The sequence below is a fragment of the Paenarthrobacter sp. CAP02 genome, from assembly GCF_040137855.1.
In the GTDB taxonomy this organism is placed as follows: domain Bacteria; phylum Actinomycetota; class Actinomycetes; order Actinomycetales; family Micrococcaceae; genus Arthrobacter.
Window position 1 is genome coordinate 47,883 of sequence record NZ_JBEEII010000002.1, and the last position, 21,437, is coordinate 69,319.

Here is a 21,437-nt window from a genome sequence, read left to right on the forward strand (position 1 = left end):
GAAATTGCTGTCTCCTACCCTACCGGCCTTTGGCCGCACCCCTTCGTGCGAAAGCTCCCCTGGGCCAAGGCAGGGTGGCCACGATGATCGCGGCAAGCGTCAGCACGGTTCCCAGCACCGTGGGCAAGGCGACCACCGCGCCGGGACTGGGGATCACGACGTCGAGCACCAGAGAGCCCACCAACTGGCCCGCAATCATGCCCAGCCCGGTGATCAGTACCCCGAGGCTGCGGACCAGCAGCGCTGCCAGCCCAATGAAAAGGCATCCCATGGGACCACCGAGGTAGTACCACCACTCCGACGGAAGCGGATTTCCGGGACCGGCCACTGCCAGTTTGATGAGCCAGGCGATCCAGAGAATCGCGGAGCCGGCGATGAAATTGACCAACGTGGCAGCGACGGGCGTCCCGTAGTGGACGGTCGCGGTTCCGTTCATCGCTTGCTGGAAGCTCATCAGGAATCCGGCGGCGAGCGGAAGCAGCACAGGCAACAGCAGCGAGGCAACATCGGCGTCAGCCCCGACCCGCGGGGAAACAGCCCACGCGACGGCGGCAACGGTCAGGACACTGCCCAGGACGCGGACACCGGTGATGGCCCGTTTCCCGCCAGGCCCGATTCCCATGCGGTCCACGAGCAGTCCACTAAGGGTCTGCCCCGTCACTGCGGCAACAGTAAACAGTGCCACGCCGAGGAGTGCCACCGTGAACGACTGGGCAAAAACGAACAGCGCACCGATGGCGCCTGCCATCACGTAAAAACGGGGAAAGCTGCGGTTCCGGACAGCTGGGACGATGCGCTGAAGACCGGCCCTGCCTTTGGGGGTCGCCAACGAAATCGCGCTGATAAGAATCAGGCCTGTGTTAAAGCTCACCACCGCTGCCGCTATGCCGTCGTTCAGTGCGGCCCCAAGGGCACCATTGATCCTTCCTTGAAGCGGAATGACCAGGCCCGTTGCTACTGCAATCGGGAGCCCAAGGGCAAGCGGAAAGGCGGAACGGGAAGAAGGCTGCGGCACTGTCACCACACTACTTCAGGCATCATTGCTGTATGAGCAACCCGGAAATCGAAGAGATCCCCATCCGCGACGACATGATCCGCCTAGGCCAGCTGCTGAAGCTTGCCAGCCTGGTGGAGGACGGCGTGGAGGCCGCGGAGCTCATCAAGAACGGCCTGGTCAAGGTCAACGGTGAGATCGACGAACGCCGCGGCCGCCAACTCCACCCCGGCGATACCGTGACGGTCAACGGTCAGACTGTGAAGATCACCGCCGCCTAGCCCGGGGGCTTTGTACAAAAACTTAAGCCGTCAGCACTTTGTGGGTGAGGAACTCCCCCACATGCCCGATTTCCTGCTGGTTGATCCCGTGCCACATCCCGGTATAAAGCACTTTGGTGAGGTCCACGTGCTTGCGCACCCAGCCCATGGTGTAGTCGATCTTGTCCGGGGTGATGACGGGATCCTGCTGGTCGCGGCCCCAGAACATCGGCAGGGTTCCGTCCAGTTCGTCGTCGCGGAAGGCCGCGTCAGCGCCGGCGTCGATGACAAAACCGGAAAGCCCGACGACGGCCGCGAAGTCCGCGGGCCGGTACCGGAGCATCGTGGTGGCCATGGCCATGCCCATGGAGAACCCCAGGAGCGTCACTGAGGAGTGGTTGGCCTTGACTGAGTCGAGCCACTCCAAGGCGTACTCGGCAGCAAGCTTGACGGCGTCGATGGAGTAGTCGATGGACGCCGTGAGCGGGAACCAGGTATACCCAGGCCCCGTCGGCATGGGGGCGCGGAGGGCCGCCACCACGAAACCGTCCGGCAGCATCCCGGCAAGGCTGAAGAGGTCTTCCTCGTTGGAACCGTAGCCATGCAGCAGGACCAGCAAAGGCTTGCCGGCACGGTCGGCTTCGTCGTGGGACCACAGGACAACGGGCGCGGGGAATGCGGGAGCTTCAGTCATGGGTCTATTCTTGCAGTTACCCACAAGTAACAACTTACGGTCGCGTAGGGTGGGGGACACGAGGCAGGATATGAGCGTGAGTGAGAACAATCCTTTGCTGAAGCCGGGAGCCCCGGCACAAAACCACCCCTGGAGCCGTTACGTGGCGCTGGGTGATTCCTTCACGGAGGGCATCGGCGATCCCGAGCCCCTCAACCCCGGAGGTTACCGCGGTTGGGCGGACCGCGTGGCCGAAGAGCTGGGCCGCGGCCACGACGACTTCGCCTACGCCAACCTCGCCATCAGGGGCCGGCTCCTGCAGCAGATCGTCGACGAACAAGTGGGCCCCTGCCTTGAGCTCCAGCCCGATCTTGTCTCGATTTCCGCCGGCGGCAACGACCTCATCCGGCCAGGCGGCGACCCCGACCTGCTGGCCGAAAAGCTTGACGCCGCCGTGGCTGAGCTCAGTTCCGGCGGTGCCACGGTGGTCCTGTTCAACGGCCCCGACACTGCGTCCACCGTCCTTGGCCGGATCCGGGGAAAGGTAGCGATCTACAACGAGAACCTCCGGACAGTGGCTGCTCGGCACGACGCCATCATCGCCGATATGTGGTCCCTACGTCAGCTGTCGGATTCCCAGATGTGGGATGTGGACCGGCTGCACTTCTCCCCCTTGGGCCACCACACCATCGCCATGATGGTCCTGGACGCCCTCAACGTCGAGCACACCCTTGAGCCATTGATGCCCAAAGCCCTCCCGCCGCGGACCTGGCGTGAAGCCCGCTCTTCGGACCTCGTCTGGGCACGTGAGTACTTTGTCCCGTGGGTCCTGCGCAGGCTTCGGCACCAGTCTTCCGGCGACGGCATAACGCCAAAGCGCCCGACGCCGGGTCCTGTCTTCGGCGCCGACGGCACCTTGCTGCCGCGCAACTGACGTGCGGCTCGCGTCCGGGGAGGACCCCAATGTCAGATGACGGTTCTCCCCTGACGGGAAAGGTCCGGCAGTTGCGCCTGAGGCGGCAGCAGCTACGTGCTCCCCATGCCGGTTCGCCGGCCGAAGCCCTCCGCAACCTGCTGGCAGTCCAGTCACAGGAATTTCCCTACGCGCGGTGGACGCTCGCCCAAAGGTGCCAACCCCACGCGGCCGCCACCGCAGCCGATGTCGAGCAGGCGGTGGCGGACGGCGCCATCCTGCGCACCCACATCCTCCGTCCCACCTGGCATTTTGTTCACCGGGGCGATCTCGGCTGGCTGATGGGGTTGTCCGCCGATCGGCTCCATCAGGGAAACAAGGGGATGTACCGGCAAACCGGCCTTGACCAGGAAGTCGCAGCCCGGAGCGGGAATGTCCTGGCGCGGGCGGTGGAAGGCGGGGCCCACAAGACCCGCGAAGAGCTCGCCGCGATCCTTGGTGCCGCCGGTTTACCCAACAAGGGGCTGCCGTTCATCTATCAACTCATGCACGCGGAAATCAGCCGGATACTGGTCAGCGGCACCCCCGTCCGATCCTCGGGTGGTGCGCTGAAACAGACCTATGCCCTGTTCGACGAACGGATCACGGGTTCCACGGGCGGGCCACTGACCGGCACGGACCGTGAACAGGCCCTCGGGCAGCTGGCCCTGCGGTACTTCGCCAGCCGCGGACCTGCCACCGTGAAGGACTGCGCAGCCTGGTCCGGGCTCACCATGAAGGACGTAAAGCTGGGGCTCGATGTTGCCCGTGAGCTCTCTCCCGGAACGCTCGGGTCGGCCTCTTTCGATGGGTTGGAATTTCACCTCGCCTCCGAAGAAGTCGAGGGGCTTTCCGGGCCGCGCCACGAGGCGGCACTCCCACGCGTTGACCTCATCCAGTGCTATGACGAGTACGTGATGGGTTACTCCCAGTCACGGCATTACCTCGGCGGAACGGCACCGTACCTTTCCACGGACAACAGCCCCCTGCACGTTGTGCTGGTGGACGGACGATTGGCAGGGTGGTGGCGGCACGGATTCATCAACGGCGTCTGCGAACTCGACATCAGGATGGACCGGCCCACGACGCCGGATGAGCAAACCGCCCTGGACGCCGAAGTGGAGCGATACGGACGCTTCCTTGGCCTCCCGACCAAAAGGGCATGAGGCGTCAGGGCTAAGCTGGGATCAGACCTAGGAGGCCTGAACCGTGAACAATCTGATCTTCTGGATCATCGTCTGCTCGTGGGTGATTCCCTTTGGGATCCGCTTGTACAACCGCTCGCGCGCCCGCAGGCTCCAGGACAATAGCTTCCGCGGGCCGGGATATCCACCCCAGGGCTACCCGCCGCAGAACCTCCCCGGCCCGGGATATCCACCCCAGGGCTATCCGCAGCAGGGGTACCCCGGGTACCCCACCGACCCGGCCGTCATCCGCCCGGCTGATCAGGCACCGCAGGCGGCTCCGCCGTCGAGCCCTTCATCCCCGATGCCAACACCCCCACCCACCCCTTCGGAGCCGCATGGCTTTAGGGCACGGAAGCTGGCCGAGCTTGACGCGAAGTTCAGCAACGGCGAAATCGCCATGGAGGACTACATGAAGCAGCGCGGCGACATCATGAACGGCTAAATGCCGCTTCAGGAGGCGGACTGGGAAAAGAAGGCCTGGTGGAGTTGCGCGGACAGTTGGCCGATTTCGGTCAGGAAGCCGTCGTGGCCAATCGGGGCTTCGATGACGTGGACCGGAACCTTCCCGGGAAGCGCGGCCGCCAATTCCCGCGATTGTGCGGGGAAGTAAAGCCTGTCACTGTCCACCGCCGCAATGAAGAACTGCGCAGTGGTCCGGGACAGTGCGTCTCGGAGTGAGCCACGCCCCCTGGTCACGTCGTGGGACATCAGGGCTTCGGTGATGGCAACGTAGCTGTTCGCGTCAAAGCGGCGGACAAGCTTGTTCCCTTGGTGGTCCAGGTAGCTCTCCACTTGGTATCGGCCCCGCTCCGCGAGGACGGCGGCAGCAAGCGGCGTTTCCTGGTGCTGCGGCTCCCGGCCAAACCGGTAATCCAGTTCCAGGGCCGAGCGGTAGGTGATGTGCGCAATCCGGCGGGCCAATGCCAGGCCCTCTTCCGGGGCTGGGCCGCCGTAGTAGTCACCGTTATTGAAGTTCGGGTCCTGCCGGATGGCAAGGGTTTGGGCCTGCGCGAACGCAATCTGCTCGGCCGTGCTGTAGGCGCCGACCGAAATCACAGCGCACCGTTCAACCCGTTCGGGAAATGTCACGGCCCATTCCAGGGCCCTGGCACCTCCCATGGATCCGCCCAGTACGGCATGCCAGGCCTTGATTCCCAAGGTGTCTGCGAGTCGCGCTTCAGCCTCAGTGCTGTCGCGCAGCGTGATCAGCGGGAACCGGGAGCCCCAGGGCTGGCCGTCCGGTGCTTCGGAGGACGGGCCCGTGCTTCCGTAACAGCCGCCCACGATGTTGATGGAGACCACGAAGTACTTGGTGGTATCGATGGTGGCGCCAGGTCCGACGAGTTGTTCCCACCATCCTTCCTCGTCGGTTGCTCCGCGGGCCACATGTGTGCTGCCCGTGAGCGCATGCTCGATAAGCACGGCGTTGGAGGCATCCGCATTGAGCCGGCCCCACGTTTCGTAGGCCAGGACAACGTCCGGAAGGAAACCACCGGCCTCGAGTTCGAGCGAACCGATGCTGGCGTACCTAACCGTGCCGTCCGCTTCCTCGGCTGTGGGTATGGCTGTTGCAGTGATGGTCATTCCTTTGACACCTATTCCTCGCGCTTGCCCGTCGCCTTGCGCGCGAACGGGCCAGGTCTTCACCCGGGGCACCCCACCGCGGAGGAGGGTTGCCGGCCAGCAAGCCGGGGCTACATGCTGGCACTCGTGACCTATAGAAAGAGTGTAGGAAAAACAGGGCCGCTCTGGCGAAGAATATGACAACACTGTGACGGTTTCGGGTCACATCGTTCGCGAGTGGACGCTGCGGAGCACCGCCCTTCGAATATTCGACGGCGCGGGCGGCGCTCCACAGAAGGTGTTCGTTACTGGATCAGGCGGGCTACTAAGCGCCCTTGGCCGCCCTGAAGCCTGCTTCGAGGTCGGCGATGATGTCGTCCACGTGCTCGATGCCAACAGACAGGCGCACCAGGCCCGGTTTGACGCCGGCGATCTCCTGCTGCTCTGCTGTCAACTGGCTGTGCGTTGTGGAGGCCGGGTGGATGACCAGCGAACGCACATCGCCGATGTTTGCCACGTGTGAGTGAAGCTCCAACCCGTCCACGAAGCGCTTGCCGGCTTCGACGCCGCCCTTGATGTTGAATGCGACGATGGCGCCGGTGCCTTTGGGGCCATACTTCCTGCCGCGCTGGTACCACGGGCTGGACGGCAGACCCGCGTAGGCGACCGATTCGACGTCGTCGTGCGCTTCAAGCCACTCCGCCACTTTGGTGGCGTTGGCGACGTGGCGTTCCACGCGAAGGCTCAAGGTTTCCAGCCCCTGGGCGATCAGGAAGGCATTGAAAGGCGCGACGGCGGAGCCCAGGTCCCGGAGCAACTGGACGCGGGCCTTGAGGATGTAGGAGAGGTTTGCGCCGAGCGCCCCGTCCTTGCCGAGGTCGCGGGCGTAGACCAGGCCGTTGTAGCTGGGATCGGGGGTGTTGAAGCCCGGGAACCGCTCGGGGTCCTTGCCGAAGTCGAAGTTCCCCGAATCCACGATCACCCCGGCAATTGCCGAGCCGTGTCCGCCGAGGTACTTGGTGGCGGAGTGCACCACGATGTCGGCGCCCCATTCGATGGGACGGATCAGGTAGGGAGTGGACAGGGTGTTGTCGACAATGAGCGGCACCCCGGCCTGGTGCGCGACCCCTGCGATACCTTCGATGTCCAGGACGTCCTGGCGCGGGTTGGACACTACTTCGCCGAAGAAGAGCTTGGTATTCGGCTGCACGGCGTCACGCCACTGGTCCAGGTTGTCCGGGTCCGCGACGAAGGTGACCGAAATACCGAACTTCTTCAGGGTGTGCGCGAGCAGGTTGTAGGTCCCGCCGTAGAGGCTGGGGCTGGCCACAATGTGGTCGCCCGCCTCGGCGATGTTCAGGATGGCGAACGTCTCCGCCGCTTGTCCGGAGCTGAGCAGGAGCGCGCCGAGGCCCCCTTCAAGGCTGGCGATCCGCTGTTCAACGGCATCCTGGGTGGGGTTTCCGATGCGCGTGTAGATCGGCGCGAGCTCGGCTAGTGCGAAGCGGTTGGCTGCGCTTTCGGCGCTGGGGAACACGAAGGACGTGGTCTGGTAGATCGGCAGCGAACGAGCACCGGTGGCGGCGTCAGGCTCTTGGCCTGCATGGATCTGGCGGGTTTCGAAAGACCATCCTTGGGACATGGAGTTCTCCTGTTCGTGGCACATGGTTTCAACGGAATTGATGAAGTGGTGTGAACTGGGGCCAGTCTAGGAACACCCTGCGGGCCTTGGACAGCTTTGTGACGCCGGTGGAATGATTCGGTCCCCCGGCGTACGTTTGTGACACTGTTGCACCCTTGTGCAATAACATCCCATGTTGGTAAGGCTTGGCTTAGCTGAGACGCCGATCACAAAGTGCCAAGATGATGCCATGCGCATGGATCACGTCTCTTACGCCTGTGAACGAGATGGCCTTTTGGCCACTACCGAACGAATTTCCGCGGCATTGGGAGTGGACGCAGTCCGGGGCGGAGTGCACCCGCGCTTCGGAACCCGGAACATGATCATTCCCCTCGCGGATAACAAGTACCTGGAAGTCGTGGAGGTCCTGGACCACCCGGCTTCCGACAAAGCCCCCTTTGGCCAGGCAGTGCGTGCACGCTCGGCTGCCGGTGGTGGCTGGATGGGCTGGTGCGTCGCCGTTGACGACCTCGCCCCTTTCGAGGAGCGCCTCGGCCGTGCCGCCGTACCCGGTAACCGCAAGTTCCCTGACGGCCGCGAGCTGGTGTGGCAGCAGATCGGCATCCTTGGCCTGATTGCCGATCCCCAGGTCCCTTACCTCCTCAAGTGGGAGGGCGACCCCACCCTGCATCCTTCAAAGGTCTACGAAAGTGACGTGAAGATGTCCAGCCTCACCATTGCGGGCTCGGCGGAACGTGTGACCGAGTGGTTGGGCGAACCCGTGGAAAAGCCGCTGGAGGACGTAGCCGTCCAGTGGATCGCACCGCGGGGTACTCCGGGCATCATGGCTGTGACCTTCGAAACAGCCTCCGGGGCCGTTACCATCTGACCGTTCCACAAAAGCTTCGGCCGCCATCAGCGGGTGCCAATGACGTCACCCACCGATGGCGGCCGGATATTTTTAACGGCCGCCTACCCCAGCCCCACTGCCTTCCCGAAGAGGCTGAACCCAACGAACGCCACGATGTCCAGCAACGCATGGGCGATGACCAAGGGCATCACCCGCTTGGTCCTGGTGTAGATCCAGGCGAAGACCAGGCCCATCACGACGTTGCCAATGAAGGGCCCAAAGCCCTGGTAAAGGTGGTAACTCCCCCGCAGGACTGCGCTGACAGCGATGGCCACCGGCGTGCTCCACCCGAATTTGCCGAAGCGGTCCATCAGGTAACCGACCACGATCACTTCCTCCACGATCCCGTGCCGGATCGCGGACAGGATCAGCACAGGCACCGTCCACCAGTACGCGTCCAGGCCACTGGGTACAATCGCCGTGGTGATGCCCAGTGCCCTTCCTGCCGCGTAAAGGCCCAACGAAGGGATACCGATGGCTGCAGCCAGTCCCAGTCCGTGGAGCAGGTCCTTGCCGGGCCGGGCGAAATTGAACCCCAGCCGGGCGAACGCCGATCCGTTGTCGCCGTTCCGGTTTGCCTGGACATGCGTGGACAGGAAGTAGAACACAAGCGCCACAGGCACCAGGGCGAACACGATGTCCAGCAACTGATACGTGAGGTCGAAGTATTCGCGGGTGCTTTGGGACCTGTTCAAGGTCGAGGTCGCATCCGCCAACGGCGCCCGGGTCATCTTGTCCAGCAGCTGCACCACCGAATAGACGGCCGACTGCCCCAGGGAAAGACCAAGCACAATCAGCACTTCGGCGCGCAGCCGGCGTTGGGAGGCAAGGAACATGTACCTATCTTGCCTGCAGTTCCTGCCACTTTGCCGGGAACCGCCGCCCTATGCTTGGTGGGATGGGTGCCCCTGGGAGAATTTTCATGATTCGGCACGGCCAGTCCGCCGCGAATGCCGACACGTCCATCTACAACCGTGTGCCGGACTATCGGATCCCCCTGACGGACCAAGGTCTGCAGGAGGCACGGATCGCCGGTGAGGACCTTCGCCGGAGGCTCGACGGCGAGCAGGTCTGCGTCTACGTTTCACCGTACTTGCGGGCGTATCAGACTCTTGAAGCCATGAACCTTGGTTCACTGGTGGAGCGGGTGGTCGAGGAGCCCCGGCTGCGGGAACAGGACTGGGCCAACTTCCAGATAGCCGGAGACATCGAGGACCAAAAGGAGCTCCGCAACCTCTACGGCCATTTCTTCTATCGCTTCCGCGAGGGTGAGTCAGGCTCGGACGTGTACGACCGCGTGTCCTCGTTCATGGAAACGTTGTACCGCCATTGGCAGAAGCCCACCTATGCACCGAACACGCTGCTCGTGACGCACGGCCTGACAATGCGCCTGTTTTGCATGCGCTGGTTCCACTGGACGGTGGAGTACTTCGAGTCGCTGAACAACCCGGAGAACGCCGAGTTACGCACGCTGATCAAGAACGACGGCGACCAGTACAGTTTGGACCTGCCGTTCACCCAGTGGGTGCCCAGGGACGTGGACGACTCTGTGCTGCACGCGCCAAGGATGCGGTTCTAGCAGCAGACCCTAGCCGGCAGGGGCAACGATGACCTCGGTGCCCTTGGCCTCAAACGCGGCTTTGTCCTCGGCGCTGATGCCCGAGTCGGTAATGAGGTGCCGGAAGTCGTAGCCGGACATGGCCGCGAACGAGCGCCGGCCCACTTTGGAGGAGTCGGCCACGACGTAGGACTCCGTGGCCCGGCGTGCCATCACTGTGTTGACCATGGCTTCGCCTTCATCGGTGATGGTAGGGCCGAGGTCCGGATCCACGCCGTTGACGCCGATGAAGGCGATGTCCAGCGCCACCTTTTGCATGATGACATCCGTGTAGGGGCCCACGAGTTCGTAGGAACGGGGATTCAGGATCCCGCCGGTCACCATGATCTTGATGTTGGGCCGGACTGCCAGTTGGGAGGCAATGTTGATGGCGTTGGTCACGACGGTCAACGTAGGCCTGTTTGACGGCGCGTTGAGGTCCTCGCGGGTGGAGAGAAGCTGGGCCAGGGCCGTGTTGGTGGTTCCACCACTCAGGCCGATCACGGCACCGGGGCGGATCAACGACGACGCGGCCAATGCGATTTCCTGCTTGGCCTCGGCATGATCGTCCCGGTTGTAGCGCCCGGGGAGGTCGTAGGCAACGGACCCGGTGGTGGCGCCTCCCCTGGTTCGGCTGAGCAGCCGCTGCTTGGCGAGGCTGTCGAGATCCCGCCGGGCCGTTGCAGGCGACACGCCCAAACGCGTCACGATGTCCTCGACTTCCACATGGCCGGACTCGGCCAGGAGATCGAGGATGGCGGTCAGCCGATCGGTGCGGGTCATGACGAGCCTTTCGCGGGTTCCTTGCTATTTCGCTTTGGCGAACAGCGTCAGCATACGTGCGGACTCCAGCACCAGGGCATCCCGGCCGGCCGTGATGTACTTCCGGGAATCCACCACTGCAGGGTTGGCATCGAGGTACTCACGGACGGCGCGGGTAAAGAACCCGTTCAAATGTGTGGATACGTTGATTTTAGTCATACCCGCGGCGATAGCAGCTACGAGCACCTCGTCTGTGACGCCGGAGGAGCCATGGAGGACCAATGGCTTGCCTACCGCTGACTTCAACCGGGAGATCAGGTGCAGGTCCAAGGCGGCGCTGCGTTCGGTCATGGCATGGGACGAGCCAACAGCCACTGCCAGGGCATCCACACCCGTGGCTTTAACGAAAGCCTGGGCTTCCGCAGGGTCGGTCCGGACGCCTGGCGCGTGGGCTCCGTCCTTGCCCCCGACCTTACCGAGCTCGGCCTCAACGTAGACGCCCTTTGCGTGGGCGTATTCGGCAACACGCTGGGTAACTTCGACATTCCACTCATACGGGAGGTGCGCGCCGTCGTACATCACCGAACCGAAGCCAAGATCGACGGCGGCGAGCGCGAGGTCCTCGGACTCGGCATGGTCCAGGTGGAGGGCGACGGGAACGGCAGCAGAACGGGCGATTGCAAGGGCCGCTCTCGCGATGGGCTCCAGGCCGCCGTGATACTTCGCGCAGTTTTCGGAAATCTGCAGGATGAGCGGGACCCCCGCCGCTTCCGCGCCGGCAACCAGGCCCTCGGCTGTCTCGATGTGGATGATGTTGAACGCGCCTTGGCCTGTGCCGTTGGCTGCGGCTGAGTCCATCAGCTCCCGTGTGTTGACCAGGGTCACCGGGTCTCCTTCCATGTCACGATCAGTTGGTCTTGAAGTTCCTGGTAGCGCGGCGAAATTTCGCCCGCTGCGGGCATGAGCACCGCCGCGGCGGACCAGGCGGTGGCCCGCCGAAGGATTTCGCGTGGTTCAGTGACGCCTTCGGCGAGTGCGACGGCGGCCGCCGCCACACCGGCGTCGCCCGCCCCTGTGGGGTTGCCGCTGAGCGCCTCAGGCAAGCGGGCGCTCCAGTAGCCGCCCGGGGCCGCATGGTCGAAGGCGAGCATGCCGTCCGCGCCGGCGCTGACCAGCACCGTGCGGGCACCCATGGCAATCAGCGACAGGGCAGCCGCTTCAAGGCCGGACTCGCCGGTCGCTTCGGCAAGTTCATGGTGATTCGGTTTCAGGATGTCGGCGCCTGCTTTGGCGGCAGCGATGATCCCGGGACCGGAGGTGTCAATGATGGCCGGTATACCGGCGTCGTGGGCCAACCGCACCAAATCCGGGTAGAAATCAGCAGGCGCGCCCGGCGGCAGGCTCCCCGAACCGACCAGCACCGAGGCGGGAAGGTTTCGGTTGCCACTCACGGCTTCCACCACCGCAATCCGGAGCGAGCGCCAATCGTCGGGCAGCAGAGCTTGGCCCTCCTCATTGAAGATCGAGGTTTCCCCGGCGACGGTGTCCACCAGTGCGATGCTTCGCCGCGTCTCGGCGGCAACTCCCACAAGGGTGTGCGGAACCCCGCTGGTCCAGAGTTCAGCGGCGAGGGTTTGCCCCGCCGCACCGCCGGTCGGGGCGATCGCGAGGACCGGATATCCGAGCTGGTGGGTCACGCGGGCCACGTTGATGCCTTTGCCTCCTGCCCTGCTCAAGGGGGTCGGGACGCGATGGCTGGCCCCCTCGGTGATGCCCTGCACGGTGTAGGTCATGTCGATGGCCGGGTTGGGCGTGACGGTAATGATGCGGTTCACGGCGGCTCGGTTCACTGTTTGCCTCCCAGGAGAGCCCTGGCGTTCAACGCCGCACCCAACAGGCCGGCGTCCTGTCCCAACTGGGCTCGGATCAGTTGTGGACGTCGCTGGAAATCGAGGATGTGGTCAACTCGGGCGCGGAGGGGCTCCAGCAGCTCCTCGCCCGCTTCGGCGAGCCCACCGCCGATCACGACGGCTTCGGTTCCGATGATGTTGACGCATTGGCAGATGGTGAAGGCAAGGGCGTCCACGGCGTCGGCCCAGATGCGGGCCGCCAGCTGGTCGCCGTCGTTTGCACGGAGCAGAACACCGCGGGCGCCGTTCACCCTGTTGCCCGAGGCGCGGTGGTAGCGCTTGGCGATGGCCCCTGCCGAGCCGACGGCTTCGAGGATCGTGGAGCCCGCGGTGCCAGGGGCGGCATCAGGGTCCGGGACCTGGGCGTGGCCCAGCTCCCCTGCGAACCCGCCCGCTGTCACGGGCTTGCCGCCGGAGAAGACAGCGGCGGCAATGCCGGTTCCCACTACCATCACCACAACGTCATTGAACTCCCTGGACCCACCCAGGCTGTGTTCTACGGCGGCGGCGGAGCGGACGTCGTGATCGAAAGCGACCGGGATGCCCAGCCGCCTCTCGGCTTCGGCTGTGAACGGGAAGTCACGCCACCCAAGGTTTGCGGAGTAGACACCAACACCGGCCACCGAGTCGACAATGCCGGGAACAATGATGCCGGCTGCCCGGGCGGGTGATCCCGGGAACTCGGCAGCCAACTCGGCAGCAAGCTCCGCGAGCCGGTCCAGCACTGCCTCGCCCGGCCGGGAGGAGTCCAGTGGCGTCGGGACCCGGCGCATGCCAAGGACTTCACCCCGTGCATCCACCAAACCAGCTTTGATGTCGGTCCCGCCAACGTCGAAGGACAGGACGGGTGATTCCGCGGCTCCGAGAACCATGCTGGGTACCTAGGCTGAGGCGTCGAGAATGACGGAGCGTGTCAGGTTCCTGGGCAGATCCGGATTGAGTCCGCGGACGCGTGCGCGTTCCAGGGTGACTTTGTGCACGCGGGCCAATTCGGCCAGGGGGTGCTTGTCCGTGTGGACGTACAGGGCTCCGGTTACTGCCATGTCGTGGTCAAGGCCTTCGGGCTGGGCACCGAACAACCAGGTGACACGACCGGGGGCAGCGATGGAGATGGGGCCGTGGCGGTACTCCATGGCGGGGTACGACTCGGTCCAGCCTTGGACTGCCTCGCGCATTTTCAAGCCGGCCTCGTGGGCCAGGCCGACTGTCCAGCCAGTGCCAAGGAAGGTGAACTGCTCCGCGTCCAACAGTTCCTGGGAGACAGGAGCGCTGACGGCGTCACGGGCGTCCTCGATGGCCCGCTGCACGTCGATCCCGAGGCTGCTGAGCAGGTAGACCAAAGCCGTGGTGGCGAACCGGGTCTGGACCACGGAACGCTCATCGGCGTACTGCAGGCCAATCACAGTGTCTGCCAAGTCAATGATCGGGGACGTCGTGTCACCAATGATCGCGACGGTGGGAACGATCCCCTTCAAATCGGCCAGGATCTCAAGTACCTCAGTGGTGGTGCCGGAACGCGTAATGGCCACAACGGCGTCGTACTGGCGATCGGCGCTGTTGTGGTTCAGGAAAGCCTCGGAGGCAGCGAACGCATCGGTCACGCCCTTGCCGGCAGATTCGCGGGCAGCCGCGTAGCTCTGGGCCATGAACCAGGATGTTCCACAGCCGATGACGGCGATGCGCTGGCCGTCGGCGGGGAGCAGTTGCTCCGATCCCGCCTGTTCAACGGCCCGCTGCCAAACGTCGGGCTGGGAAACCAGCTCTTCCTCCATGAAGGCGCCCAGTGTGTTCTCGCTCATCGTGTTCCCGTTCCCGCTCAAGTTAATGACGTTTTCTGATCTATAGAAACACTAAACGATCATTTTCGATCTCACAAGGATCATCCATGGGAGAAGACTGCTCATGAACCGCGCATTGGTGCGATGTGTGTCGGACAACGAAAATCATGTGGTTTCGTGTGCATTTTAGTTAACTACCTGTTAACTCTTGTCAACTTCTGTCCGATGCAGCAGTCTTGGTTGAGTCCGCAAGAACATGACTGTTAATAGCTTGGAAAAATCAAGAAGGAGCATCATGCCCCGCTTGTCATCCCCCGGACGGCTCGCCTCGCTCAGTTTGGCGTGCGTCGTCGCCTCATCATCGCTGGGCCTCATGGCCCTCCCACCCGCAGCGGCCTCCGCCGCCACCCAACCCGCCGAAACCATCAGCGCGTCCGATTCGACCACCATCACCTCCGGACAACTCCGGGTGGACGTGGCCACCACCTTTCCTCAAGTCCTCGGCTACACCGACACAGCCACCAAGGCCCGCCTGGACGGAACCACCACACGGCTTGCCTCCATCACCATCAACGGCACGGAGTACAGCGTCAGCGGCACCTCGACCGCCTCCGGCAAAGATGCAAGGGACTACGTCCTCACCGTGCCCGGGTTCGGCAATACCGTGATCAAAGCCCGGCTGTCCGTGAAGAAAAACGTGGTCTCGTTCAACGTCACGGAGATCAAGGACACGGCGGAGCACCAAGTAAAAACACTGCAACTCCCCCGGCTGAACCTGGTGACCGTCAGCTCCACGCAGCCAGGCGCCCAGGTGTCCACGGCAAACCTCTCCGTGGACCGGAGCGTCACCGGCGATGAGTTCACACCCATCACCGCCTCGACCCCGCTTGATGCTGCGGCCAAGAGCTCCGCATATGCGCTGGCCAACACCGCATCCTTGGGCGCCGCCGTTGAATCCAACGCCCTCTACGACACATCGTCCGGGCCGGGCGCCAAAGACCGCGGACGCTTTTGGCGCCAGGCAGTGAGCGACGGCGCCGGAGGGGTTTCCATGGGCCTGGCGAGCGGACAATGGCTCTACCGGGCCGATGGCTCCGAGCGTACAGAGGAACTGCCGTGGACCCGGGTGGCAATCACAGCAGATGCCAACGCGGACGGCGGCGTGGACTGGCAGGACGCGGCCATCGCCATGAGGTCCATCCAAGTCAGCGCCATCAAGGGCGAACAGACCCCGGACAACGTCATCACCCACATCCCCTTCAACTTCGCCTCACAAGCAACCCACCCCTTCCTCCGCACCCTTGACGACGTCAAACGCATCTCCCTGGCAACAGACGGGCTGGGGCAGGTGGCGATGCTCAAGGGCTACACCAGCGAGGGCCACGACTCGGCCAACACGGACTACGGCAACAACTTCAACACCCGGGCCGGTGGGCTTGAGGACCTCAACAAGCTGGTCAAGGAAGGCAAGGACTGGAACGCCAGCTTCGGTGTCCACATCAATGCCACGGAAATCTACCCCGAAGCCAAATCCTTCAGCGAAGACCTCCTGAGGGCGGACAAGGGCCTCGGCTGGAACTGGCTGGACCAGTCCTACTACATCAACCAGCGCCAGGACATCAACTCCGGCAAGCTCGCCCAACGCATCAAAGAACTGCGCGACGCCACCGACAAAAACCTGGACTTCGTCTACGTGGACGTCTACTACGAGTTCGGTTGGCTCGCCGAACGGCTGCAGCAGGAACTCGTCAAGAATGGCTTCAGGGTGGGGTCCGAATGGGCGGACCACCTGTCCAGGAACAACACCTGGTCGCACTGGGCCAACGACGAGAAATACGGCGGCTCCACCAACAAGGGCATCAATTCCCAAATCCTGCGCTTCATCAACAACACCCAATCAGACGTGTGGAACCCGGACCCCAAGCTCGGTGTGAGCCACATTGTGGAGTTCGAAGGGTGGACCGGGCAGAACGACTTCAATGCGTTCAGCGAGAACGTGTGGACGGCCAACCTGCCGGCCAAATTCCTGCAGCATCACCAGATCACCAAGTGGACGCCCGACCGCATCGATCTTGCCGATGGCGTGGCCGTGACTGGAAACACCGCTGCCGAGCGCACCATCACCGTTGCCGGCGCATCGGTCCTCCAGGGTGGAACGTACCTGCTGCCATGGGCGTCCAAGGATGACGGCAAGGCAGACAAGCTTTACCACTACAACCCCGCAGGCGGAGCCAGCACGTGGACCCTGACCAAGGACTTCGCCAAGTCCCGCACGCTTGAGCTGTTCAAACTGACCGACAATGGCCGCGTCAAGGTCGCCGATGTCCCGGTGGTCAACGGCCAGGTCAGCGTCACGGCCGATGCCAAACAGCCCTACGTCCTCACCGCCAAGGACAACGCACTTCCCAAGAAGGCGGACTTTGGTGAGGGCACATCCTTCAACGACCCCGGCTTCAACGGCGCAGACCTCTCCCCGTGGAACCCCACCGGCACCGTCACGCAGGTCCGCGACGACAAGGGCCGCCGCTTCGCCGCATTGGGGGCAACGCCGTCGTCGATCAGCCAGGACGTGAAGCTGGACGCCGGAACCCAATCCGTAAGCGCCTGGGTGGAAATTGAACCCGGTAAAACCCGGACCACGACGCTCTCCGTCACCGTTGACGGGAAAACGGAAAAGACCACCATTGATTCTTCCAACGCCGAGAACTTCGTGGCCGGCGACGAGAAACACGGGACCTCGTTCCAGCGCATCCGCGTGCTGGTGGACGTTCCCCACAACAACACCAAAGCCACAGTCGCCGTCACAGCCGCCGACGGCGATGCCACAGTGCGCGTCGACGACTTCCGGGCGGTGAAAACCACCCGGGTGGCCACAACAGGGGTGCTCAGCGAGGACTTCGAAAACGTGGACCAAGGATGGGGACCGTTCGTCAAGGGCGACGCCGGCGGCTCCACGGACCCGCGCACGCACATCACCGAGCGCCACGAACCCTTCACCCAAAAGGGCTGGAACACCAACGTGATCGACGAAGTGCTGGGCGGAAACTGGTCACTGATCGCCCATGACGAAAACCTTGGCCCGAACGGGGGACCGGGCATGGTGTACCGCTCCACCGAGGCAACCATGCCGTTCCAGGCCGGCCACAAGTACAAGGTGTCGTTCGATTACCAGAACTCCAAGGCCGGGCAATACGCCTGGGTCGCAGGCTACGACTCACAAGCCGGCCCGGCAGTGACAGGCAGCCAGGCGATCGACGCCGCCACCTCCACCACCCGGTTCGAGCAGACCCTGGACACCGGCTTCTGCGGGGACTACTTCGTCGGTTTGCAGCGAACGGGCAGCTCCAACGGTTCGGACTTCACCCTGGACAACCTCCTGGTGGAAGACCTCGGAGCCTCCGAATCGGTCCCGGCCTGCGCGCAACTCTCAGCGGCCCTTCAAGGCGACGTGATCCAGCAGGGCAAGGCCCAGGACTTCGTCACCACCTTCACCTCGGATGAACCGGCCCCCATTAACGGGCTGGATATCTCCCTTGCGCTGCCCGACGGGTGGGCGGCAACCCCGGCCACTCCCGCCACGGCTGCAACCCTGCCCGCCGGAGGTACGTTGACCACCACGTGGAAGATCACCGCACCGGCTTCGGCGGACGGCGACTACCCCATCACCGCGAGGGCCAAGTATTCAACCACCACAGAGCCAGCAGGGACCCGGGCCCTCAGCACCACCACCACGGTGCGGACTTTACCTAAACCTCCCCAGGCCACGGTGTACGCCAGCGACCATCCCTGGGTCAGCGCCACCAACGGTTGGGGACCCGTGGAGAAGGACCAGTCCAACGGCGGGACCGGGGCCGGCGACGGGACGCCGCTCACCCTGAACGGCACCGTTTATGCCAAAGGCCTCGGTGCCCACGCCAACGGTAACGTCCGGTACTACCTTGGCGGCTACTGCACTGCCTTCACCGCGACCGTGGGCATTGATGATGCGCAAGCGACGCGGGGCAGCGTGAAGTTCTCCGTGGTGGCTGACGGCACCACCAAGGTCACTACCCCGGTGCTGGGAGCGACCAGTGCACCGTTCCCCCTCACCGTCGACGTCACCGGGGCCCAGTACGTGGAACTGGTGGCCAACGACGCCGGCGATTCCAATGGCAACGACCACGCCGACTGGGCAGACGCAAAGTTCACGTGTTCCTCCACCGCGCAGGAGCCCCCGGCACCCGTGTTGTCGGGCACCGTGTTCGCCTCCGACCTGCCCTGGACCGGCAGCACCAACGGTTGGGGACCTGCGGAACGGGACCGGGCGAATGGTGAGCAGAACGCCGGCGACGGGCCAGCGCTGCGGCTCGACGGCGTCGTGTACTCCAAGGGAATCGGCGTCCATGCCGACTCGAAGATCAGCATCGCCACGGAAGCCAAGTGCAACGCTTTCACCGCCGTGGTGGGAGTCGACGACACTAAGCTGAACAAGGGCCTGCACGGATCAGTGGTGTTCATCGTGAAGGGCGACGGGCGGGAGCTTCTGCGCACCCCCGTCCTCAGCGCCGACTCGACAGCACTGCCCCTCAACGTGGACATCACCGGTGTTCGCACTATCGAGTTGATCGCCGACAAGAACGGCGACGACGCAGGCGATGACTGGGGCGACTGGGCCGACGCGAAGTTCAGCTGCGCCTAGGCCCAACGCGGGAGGCCCAACGCGGGGTCACTTATAGCCCATCCGGACCTTCGGAAGGGGCCGAAAGTGACCCCGCGTTGCTTTTGAGAATCAGACGGCGCGTATGCCCGCCCGCCACACCGAGTGCGTCAGCGGGATCCCGGGACGATAGGCCAGGTGCGTGGCCGACGGCGCCTTGAGCATGTGCAGGTCAGCGCGATGGCCGACGGCGAGCGAACCCACCGCCCGTTCGCCGTCGGCGTCGTTCCCTGACTCCCTGCCCAGCGCCAAGGCGCCGCCATACGTTGCGGCGCGGACGGCTTCATGGACGCTCAGATGCATCTGGAGCACAGCAGTGGTGACGCAGAACGCCATGGAACTGGTGTAGGAGGTGCCGGGATTGCAGTTGGCCGCCAGCGCAATCTGCACCCCGGCATCGATCAGTTCGCGGCCGGGTGCCAGTGGTTGGCGGGTGGACAGGTCGCAGGCGGGCAGGCAGGTTGCCACCGTCCCCTTCGTCCCCTGTCCCGTCGCCGGATCCCAGCCGGCCCATGTTTCCGCGAGCGCTTTCACGTCCTTGTCCGAAAGGTAGTTGACGTGGTCGACGCTCGCAGCCGCGAACTCGACAGCCAGGGCAACGCCGGGGCCCTCGCCCAGCTGGTTGCCGTGCACCCGGAGGCCCAGGCCGGCATCGCGGGCGGCAGTCAGGACGCGGCGCGATTGGTCCTCCGTGAAGGCACCCCGCTCGCAGAAAACGTCGGCCCAGCGGACGTACGGCAGGACGGCGTCGAGCATGGGACCGCAGACAAGGTCCGTGTACTCCTCCGGGTCGGATCCTTTCAGGACCAGGTGCGCGCCGAGATAGGTGACTTCATCGACTTCCGCAGCCGCGATGCGGGCGCTCCGGGCCTCGTTTTCCACGTCCAGCCCGTAACCGGTCTTGCTTTCAAGGTAGGTGGTGCCTTGGGAGACTGCCTCGGCCACGCGGTCCCGCACAAGGCGGGTCAGTTCGTCGTCGCTGGCTGATCGTGTGGCTCCCGTGGTGACGGCAATTCCGCCTGCACTGTAGCTTTCGCCGGCCATGCGGGCCTCGAACTCGGCAGTGCGGTCACCTGCGAAGACCAGGTGCGAGTGCGAATCCACCCAGCCGGGCAGGACGGCGCGGCCCTCGGCGTCGATCATTTCATCGGCCGACGGGGCATCCGCGCTGGACCCCAGCCACGCGATGCGCTCCCCCTCGATGACGATCGCCGCATCCTTGAGGACCCGGTGCTCCAGGTCCTGGGTCATCAGCTCGCCGATGTTGGTGATGAGTGTGCTGCCGCTGTTCCTGTTTCCGCTCATGACCCTATTGTTCAGCGCCGGATGGACCAGCGTACTGCCGCGAGTTGCTCCGCTGTCCGGGATTCCGGACTGTCGGCTTCAACGTCCCCCAGGATGAGTGCTGCGGCCAGCTGCGCTATGGCGGACGATGTCTGGAAACCGTACCCGCCCTGTCCGGCGAGCCAGAAGAAACCAGGCGCTTCGGCGTCGAATCCCACCACCGGGATTCCGTCCGCGGCTTCGGTCCTCAGCCCCGTCCAGGCGCGGTCCACGGAGCGGATTCCCAACGACGTCACGGCGTTGAGCCTGGTGATCAAAGCCTCAACGTCCCCAGGGTACGGCTTGGCATCTTCGGCACCGCTCGGCACCGTTTCCGACGGCGAAATCAGGACCTGCCGGCCCTCGGCCCGGAAATAGAAGGAATCGTCCGCGGCGCAAACCATGGGCGTTTCCGGCGTCAGCGGATGGTCGACGTTGACGATCGCCGCCGTCCGGCGGTACGGCTGAAGCCCCAGCTTCTCCACTCCGCTGATGACGGCCAGTTCATCTGCCCACGCGCCCGCCGCATTAACCACGACGCCGGACTGGAACCCTTCGGTTCCTGCCCCCACCTGCCAGCCACTGCCCAGCCGCTGTGCCGAGTGCACCTTGGCTCCGGTGATGATGTCCACTCCGGCAGCTTCGGCCGTACGGCGGTGTTCCTCGAGAAGGAGCGGGGCGTTGCAGCCGAACGACCCGTTATCCAGGCCCGCGGCTGTGAAGTAATCAGGGTTAAGGGCCGGGCACAGCTGCATGGCCTGGTCGTGGGAAATAGGGTGCATGTTGCCGCTGGCTTCAGCCCGGACGGTCTCCTCGTCACCCACCAGCATGAAGCCCCGGGGCGTGAGGATTGGTTCGGCTGACTGCGCGTCCCTCTCCCCCAGCATCTCCAGTGTCCGGACGGTCAGGTCCTGTACCACGGCGGGACCATAGCTGGGGATGAGTTGCCTGGCAGAACGCGAGGACGTGTGGAAAGCCAAGGTCTGTTCGGCCTCAACCAATGCAACCGTGCATTTGCCTGCCAGTGCCGCGGCCAGGGAAAGCCCCCCGATGCCGCCGCCAACGATTACCACGTCATAATTCGAAGCCATGGCTCCATCCTGTCAGAACAGATCCCCTCTCACATCCCACCCACAAAACCCAAACCCTCACGCACTTTCCTAAAGGACGTGCGAGAGCGTCGGGCCCAAACAGGCGGAACGTGAGAGAGC

At 64.2% G+C, this 21,437-nt stretch carries 19 protein-coding genes and 1 riboswitch; of the genes, 7 read left to right on the top strand and 12 right to left on the bottom strand.

What is annotated here, in order from left to right; all coding sequences use genetic code 11:
• Nucleotides 1-19 precede the first annotated feature (19 nt).
• The gene (locus ABHM97_RS03215; RefSeq protein ID WP_349469571.1) at nucleotides 20-1,024 is read right to left on the bottom strand and encodes a DMT family transporter; all 1,005 of its coding nucleotides are present in this window, start codon (nucleotides 1,022-1,024) and stop codon (nucleotides 20-22) included.
• 23 nt (nucleotides 1,025-1,047) lie between these two features.
• On the opposite strand from ABHM97_RS03215, the gene ABHM97_RS03220 reads away from it, so the two are divergent.
• On the top strand, nucleotides 1,048-1,275 hold the full coding sequence (locus ABHM97_RS03220) for an RNA-binding S4 domain-containing protein (RefSeq protein WP_284986222.1): 228 nt from the start codon (nucleotides 1,048-1,050) through the stop codon (nucleotides 1,273-1,275).
• A 22-nt stretch (nucleotides 1,276-1,297) separates the two neighbouring features.
• Here ABHM97_RS03220 and ABHM97_RS03225 read toward each other — a convergent pair whose 3' ends face one another.
• On the bottom strand, nucleotides 1,298-1,948 hold the full coding sequence (locus tag ABHM97_RS03225) for an alpha/beta hydrolase (protein WP_235519624.1): 651 nt from the start codon (nucleotides 1,946-1,948) through the stop codon (nucleotides 1,298-1,300).
• Between the two features lie 70 nt (nucleotides 1,949-2,018).
• Here ABHM97_RS03225 and ABHM97_RS03230 point away from each other — a divergent pair, with 70 nt between their 5' ends.
• From ABHM97_RS03230 to ABHM97_RS03240, 3 genes are read left to right on the top strand one after another with little or no spacing between them, the layout of a single operon-like run.
• Entirely contained in the window at nucleotides 2,019-2,861 is an 843-nt protein-coding gene (locus ABHM97_RS03230) for an SGNH/GDSL hydrolase family protein (RefSeq protein WP_349469572.1), read from the top strand.
• A gap of 29 nt (nucleotides 2,862-2,890) precedes the next feature.
• Complete coding sequence (locus ABHM97_RS03235) at nucleotides 2,891-4,045, top strand: winged helix DNA-binding domain-containing protein (protein ID WP_349469573.1); 1,155 nt, start codon at nucleotides 2,891-2,893, stop codon at nucleotides 4,043-4,045.
• A 43-nt stretch (nucleotides 4,046-4,088) separates the two neighbouring features.
• On the top strand, nucleotides 4,089-4,508 hold the full coding sequence (locus tag ABHM97_RS03240; protein ID WP_349469574.1) for a hypothetical protein: 420 nt from the start codon (nucleotides 4,089-4,091) through the stop codon (nucleotides 4,506-4,508).
• A gap of 8 nt (nucleotides 4,509-4,516) precedes the next feature.
• On the opposite strand, the gene metX is transcribed toward ABHM97_RS03240, so the two are convergent.
• Together metX and ABHM97_RS03250 are read right to left on the bottom strand one after the other, a co-directional pair.
• Complete coding sequence (gene metX, locus ABHM97_RS03245) at nucleotides 4,517-5,650, bottom strand: homoserine O-acetyltransferase MetX (protein ID WP_235519621.1); 1,134 nt, start codon at nucleotides 5,648-5,650, stop codon at nucleotides 4,517-4,519.
• A gap of 15 nt (nucleotides 5,651-5,665) precedes the next feature.
• Nucleotides 5,666-5,782: riboswitch (SAM riboswitch) on the bottom strand.
• A gap of 172 nt (nucleotides 5,783-5,954) precedes the next feature.
• On the bottom strand, nucleotides 5,955-7,295 hold the full coding sequence (locus tag ABHM97_RS03250) for a bifunctional o-acetylhomoserine/o-acetylserine sulfhydrylase (RefSeq protein WP_349469575.1): 1,341 nt from the start codon (nucleotides 7,293-7,295) through the stop codon (nucleotides 5,955-5,957).
• Between the two features lie 205 nt (nucleotides 7,296-7,500).
• Here ABHM97_RS03250 and ABHM97_RS03255 point away from each other — a divergent pair, with 205 nt between their 5' ends.
• On the top strand, nucleotides 7,501-8,139 hold the full coding sequence (locus ABHM97_RS03255) for a VOC family protein (RefSeq protein WP_211711634.1): 639 nt from the start codon (nucleotides 7,501-7,503) through the stop codon (nucleotides 8,137-8,139).
• A gap of 83 nt (nucleotides 8,140-8,222) precedes the next feature.
• On the opposite strand, the gene ABHM97_RS03260 is transcribed toward ABHM97_RS03255, so the two are convergent.
• Nucleotides 8,223-8,996: a CPBP family intramembrane glutamic endopeptidase gene (locus ABHM97_RS03260; protein ID WP_349469576.1), complete on the bottom strand. Its 774-nt coding sequence runs from the start codon at nucleotides 8,994-8,996 to the stop codon at nucleotides 8,223-8,225.
• Between the two features lie 86 nt (nucleotides 8,997-9,082).
• Between ABHM97_RS03260 and ABHM97_RS03265 the strand changes: the two genes are divergently transcribed.
• Entirely contained in the window at nucleotides 9,083-9,739 is a 657-nt protein-coding gene (locus ABHM97_RS03265) for a histidine phosphatase family protein (RefSeq protein ID WP_349469577.1), read from the top strand.
• Nucleotides 9,740-9,748: 9 nt separating this feature from the next.
• Here ABHM97_RS03265 and ABHM97_RS03270 read toward each other — a convergent pair whose 3' ends face one another.
• From ABHM97_RS03270 to ABHM97_RS03290, 5 genes are read right to left on the bottom strand one after another with little or no spacing between them, the layout of a single operon-like run.
• Nucleotides 9,749-10,540, bottom strand: a complete 792-nt coding sequence (locus tag ABHM97_RS03270; protein WP_257368507.1) for a DeoR/GlpR family DNA-binding transcription regulator — start codon at nucleotides 10,538-10,540, stop codon at nucleotides 9,749-9,751.
• 24 nt (nucleotides 10,541-10,564) lie between these two features.
• Nucleotides 10,565-11,419 (bottom strand): class II fructose-bisphosphate aldolase, encoded by an 855-nt coding sequence (locus tag ABHM97_RS03275; RefSeq protein ID WP_349469578.1) that lies wholly within the window; start codon nucleotides 11,417-11,419, stop codon nucleotides 10,565-10,567.
• Entirely contained in the window at nucleotides 11,401-12,369 is a 969-nt protein-coding gene (locus ABHM97_RS03280) for a 1-phosphofructokinase family hexose kinase (RefSeq protein WP_349469579.1), read from the bottom strand. Before ABHM97_RS03280 ends, ABHM97_RS03275 begins: the two co-directional genes overlap by 19 nt.
• Nucleotides 12,366-13,301, bottom strand: a complete 936-nt coding sequence (locus ABHM97_RS03285) for an ROK family protein (RefSeq protein WP_349469580.1) — start codon at nucleotides 13,299-13,301, stop codon at nucleotides 12,366-12,368. The genes ABHM97_RS03280 and ABHM97_RS03285 overlap by 4 nt, the downstream gene beginning before the upstream one ends.
• Nucleotides 13,302-13,310: 9 nt before the next feature.
• Complete coding sequence (locus ABHM97_RS03290) at nucleotides 13,311-14,228, bottom strand: SIS domain-containing protein (RefSeq protein ID WP_349469581.1); 918 nt, start codon at nucleotides 14,226-14,228, stop codon at nucleotides 13,311-13,313.
• A 274-nt stretch (nucleotides 14,229-14,502) separates the two neighbouring features.
• On the opposite strand from ABHM97_RS03290, the gene ABHM97_RS03295 reads away from it, so the two are divergent.
• Entirely contained in the window at nucleotides 14,503-18,885 is a 4,383-nt protein-coding gene (locus ABHM97_RS03295; RefSeq protein WP_349469582.1) for an endo-alpha-N-acetylgalactosaminidase family protein, read from the top strand.
• 90 nt (nucleotides 18,886-18,975) lie between these two features.
• Here ABHM97_RS03295 and hutI read toward each other — a convergent pair whose 3' ends face one another.
• The gene (gene hutI, locus ABHM97_RS03300; protein WP_349469583.1) at nucleotides 18,976-20,208 is read right to left on the bottom strand and encodes an imidazolonepropionase; all 1,233 of its coding nucleotides are present in this window, start codon (nucleotides 20,206-20,208) and stop codon (nucleotides 18,976-18,978) included.
• An 11-nt stretch (nucleotides 20,209-20,219) separates the two neighbouring features.
• A complete protein-coding gene (locus ABHM97_RS03305) occupies nucleotides 20,220-21,317 on the bottom strand; it encodes an NAD(P)/FAD-dependent oxidoreductase (protein ID WP_349469584.1) in 1,098 nt (365 codons plus the stop codon).
• Nucleotides 21,318-21,437: the final 120 nt, after the last annotated feature.

Coding starts and splice junctions, on each gene's coding strand:
- ABHM97_RS03220 (WP_284986222.1), top strand. CDS start 1,048: ATGAGCAACCCGGAAATCGAAGAGATCCCCATCCGCGACGACATGATC.
- ABHM97_RS03225 (WP_235519624.1), bottom strand. CDS start 1,948: ATGACTGAAGCTCCCGCATTCCCCGCGCCCGTTGTCCTGTGGTCCCAC.
- ABHM97_RS03230 (WP_349469572.1), top strand. CDS start 2,019: ATGAGCGTGAGTGAGAACAATCCTTTGCTGAAGCCGGGAGCCCCGGCA.
- ABHM97_RS03235 (WP_349469573.1), top strand. CDS start 2,891: ATGTCAGATGACGGTTCTCCCCTGACGGGAAAGGTCCGGCAGTTGCGC.
- metX (WP_235519621.1), bottom strand. CDS start 5,650: ATGACCATCACTGCAACAGCCATACCCACAGCCGAGGAAGCGGACGGC.
- ABHM97_RS03250 (WP_349469575.1), bottom strand. CDS start 7,295: ATGTGCCACGAACAGGAGAACTCCATGTCCCAAGGATGGTCTTTCGAA.
- ABHM97_RS03255 (WP_211711634.1), top strand. CDS start 7,501: ATGCGCATGGATCACGTCTCTTACGCCTGTGAACGAGATGGCCTTTTG.
- ABHM97_RS03260 (WP_349469576.1), bottom strand. CDS start 8,996: ATGTTCCTTGCCTCCCAACGCCGGCTGCGCGCCGAAGTGCTGATTGTG.
- ABHM97_RS03265 (WP_349469577.1), top strand. CDS start 9,083: ATGATTCGGCACGGCCAGTCCGCCGCGAATGCCGACACGTCCATCTAC.
- ABHM97_RS03270 (WP_257368507.1), bottom strand. CDS start 10,540: ATGACCCGCACCGATCGGCTGACCGCCATCCTCGATCTCCTGGCCGAG.
- ABHM97_RS03275 (WP_349469578.1), bottom strand. CDS start 11,419: ATGGAAGGAGACCCGGTGACCCTGGTCAACACACGGGAGCTGATGGAC.
- ABHM97_RS03285 (WP_349469580.1), bottom strand. CDS start 13,301: ATGGTTCTCGGAGCCGCGGAATCACCCGTCCTGTCCTTCGACGTTGGC.
- ABHM97_RS03290 (WP_349469581.1), bottom strand. CDS start 14,228: ATGAGCGAGAACACACTGGGCGCCTTCATGGAGGAAGAGCTGGTTTCC.
- ABHM97_RS03295 (WP_349469582.1), top strand. CDS start 14,503: ATGCCCCGCTTGTCATCCCCCGGACGGCTCGCCTCGCTCAGTTTGGCG.
- hutI (WP_349469583.1), bottom strand. CDS start 20,208: ATGAGCGGAAACAGGAACAGCGGCAGCACACTCATCACCAACATCGGC.
- ABHM97_RS03305 (WP_349469584.1), bottom strand. CDS start 21,317: ATGGCTTCGAATTATGACGTGGTAATCGTTGGCGGCGGCATCGGGGGG.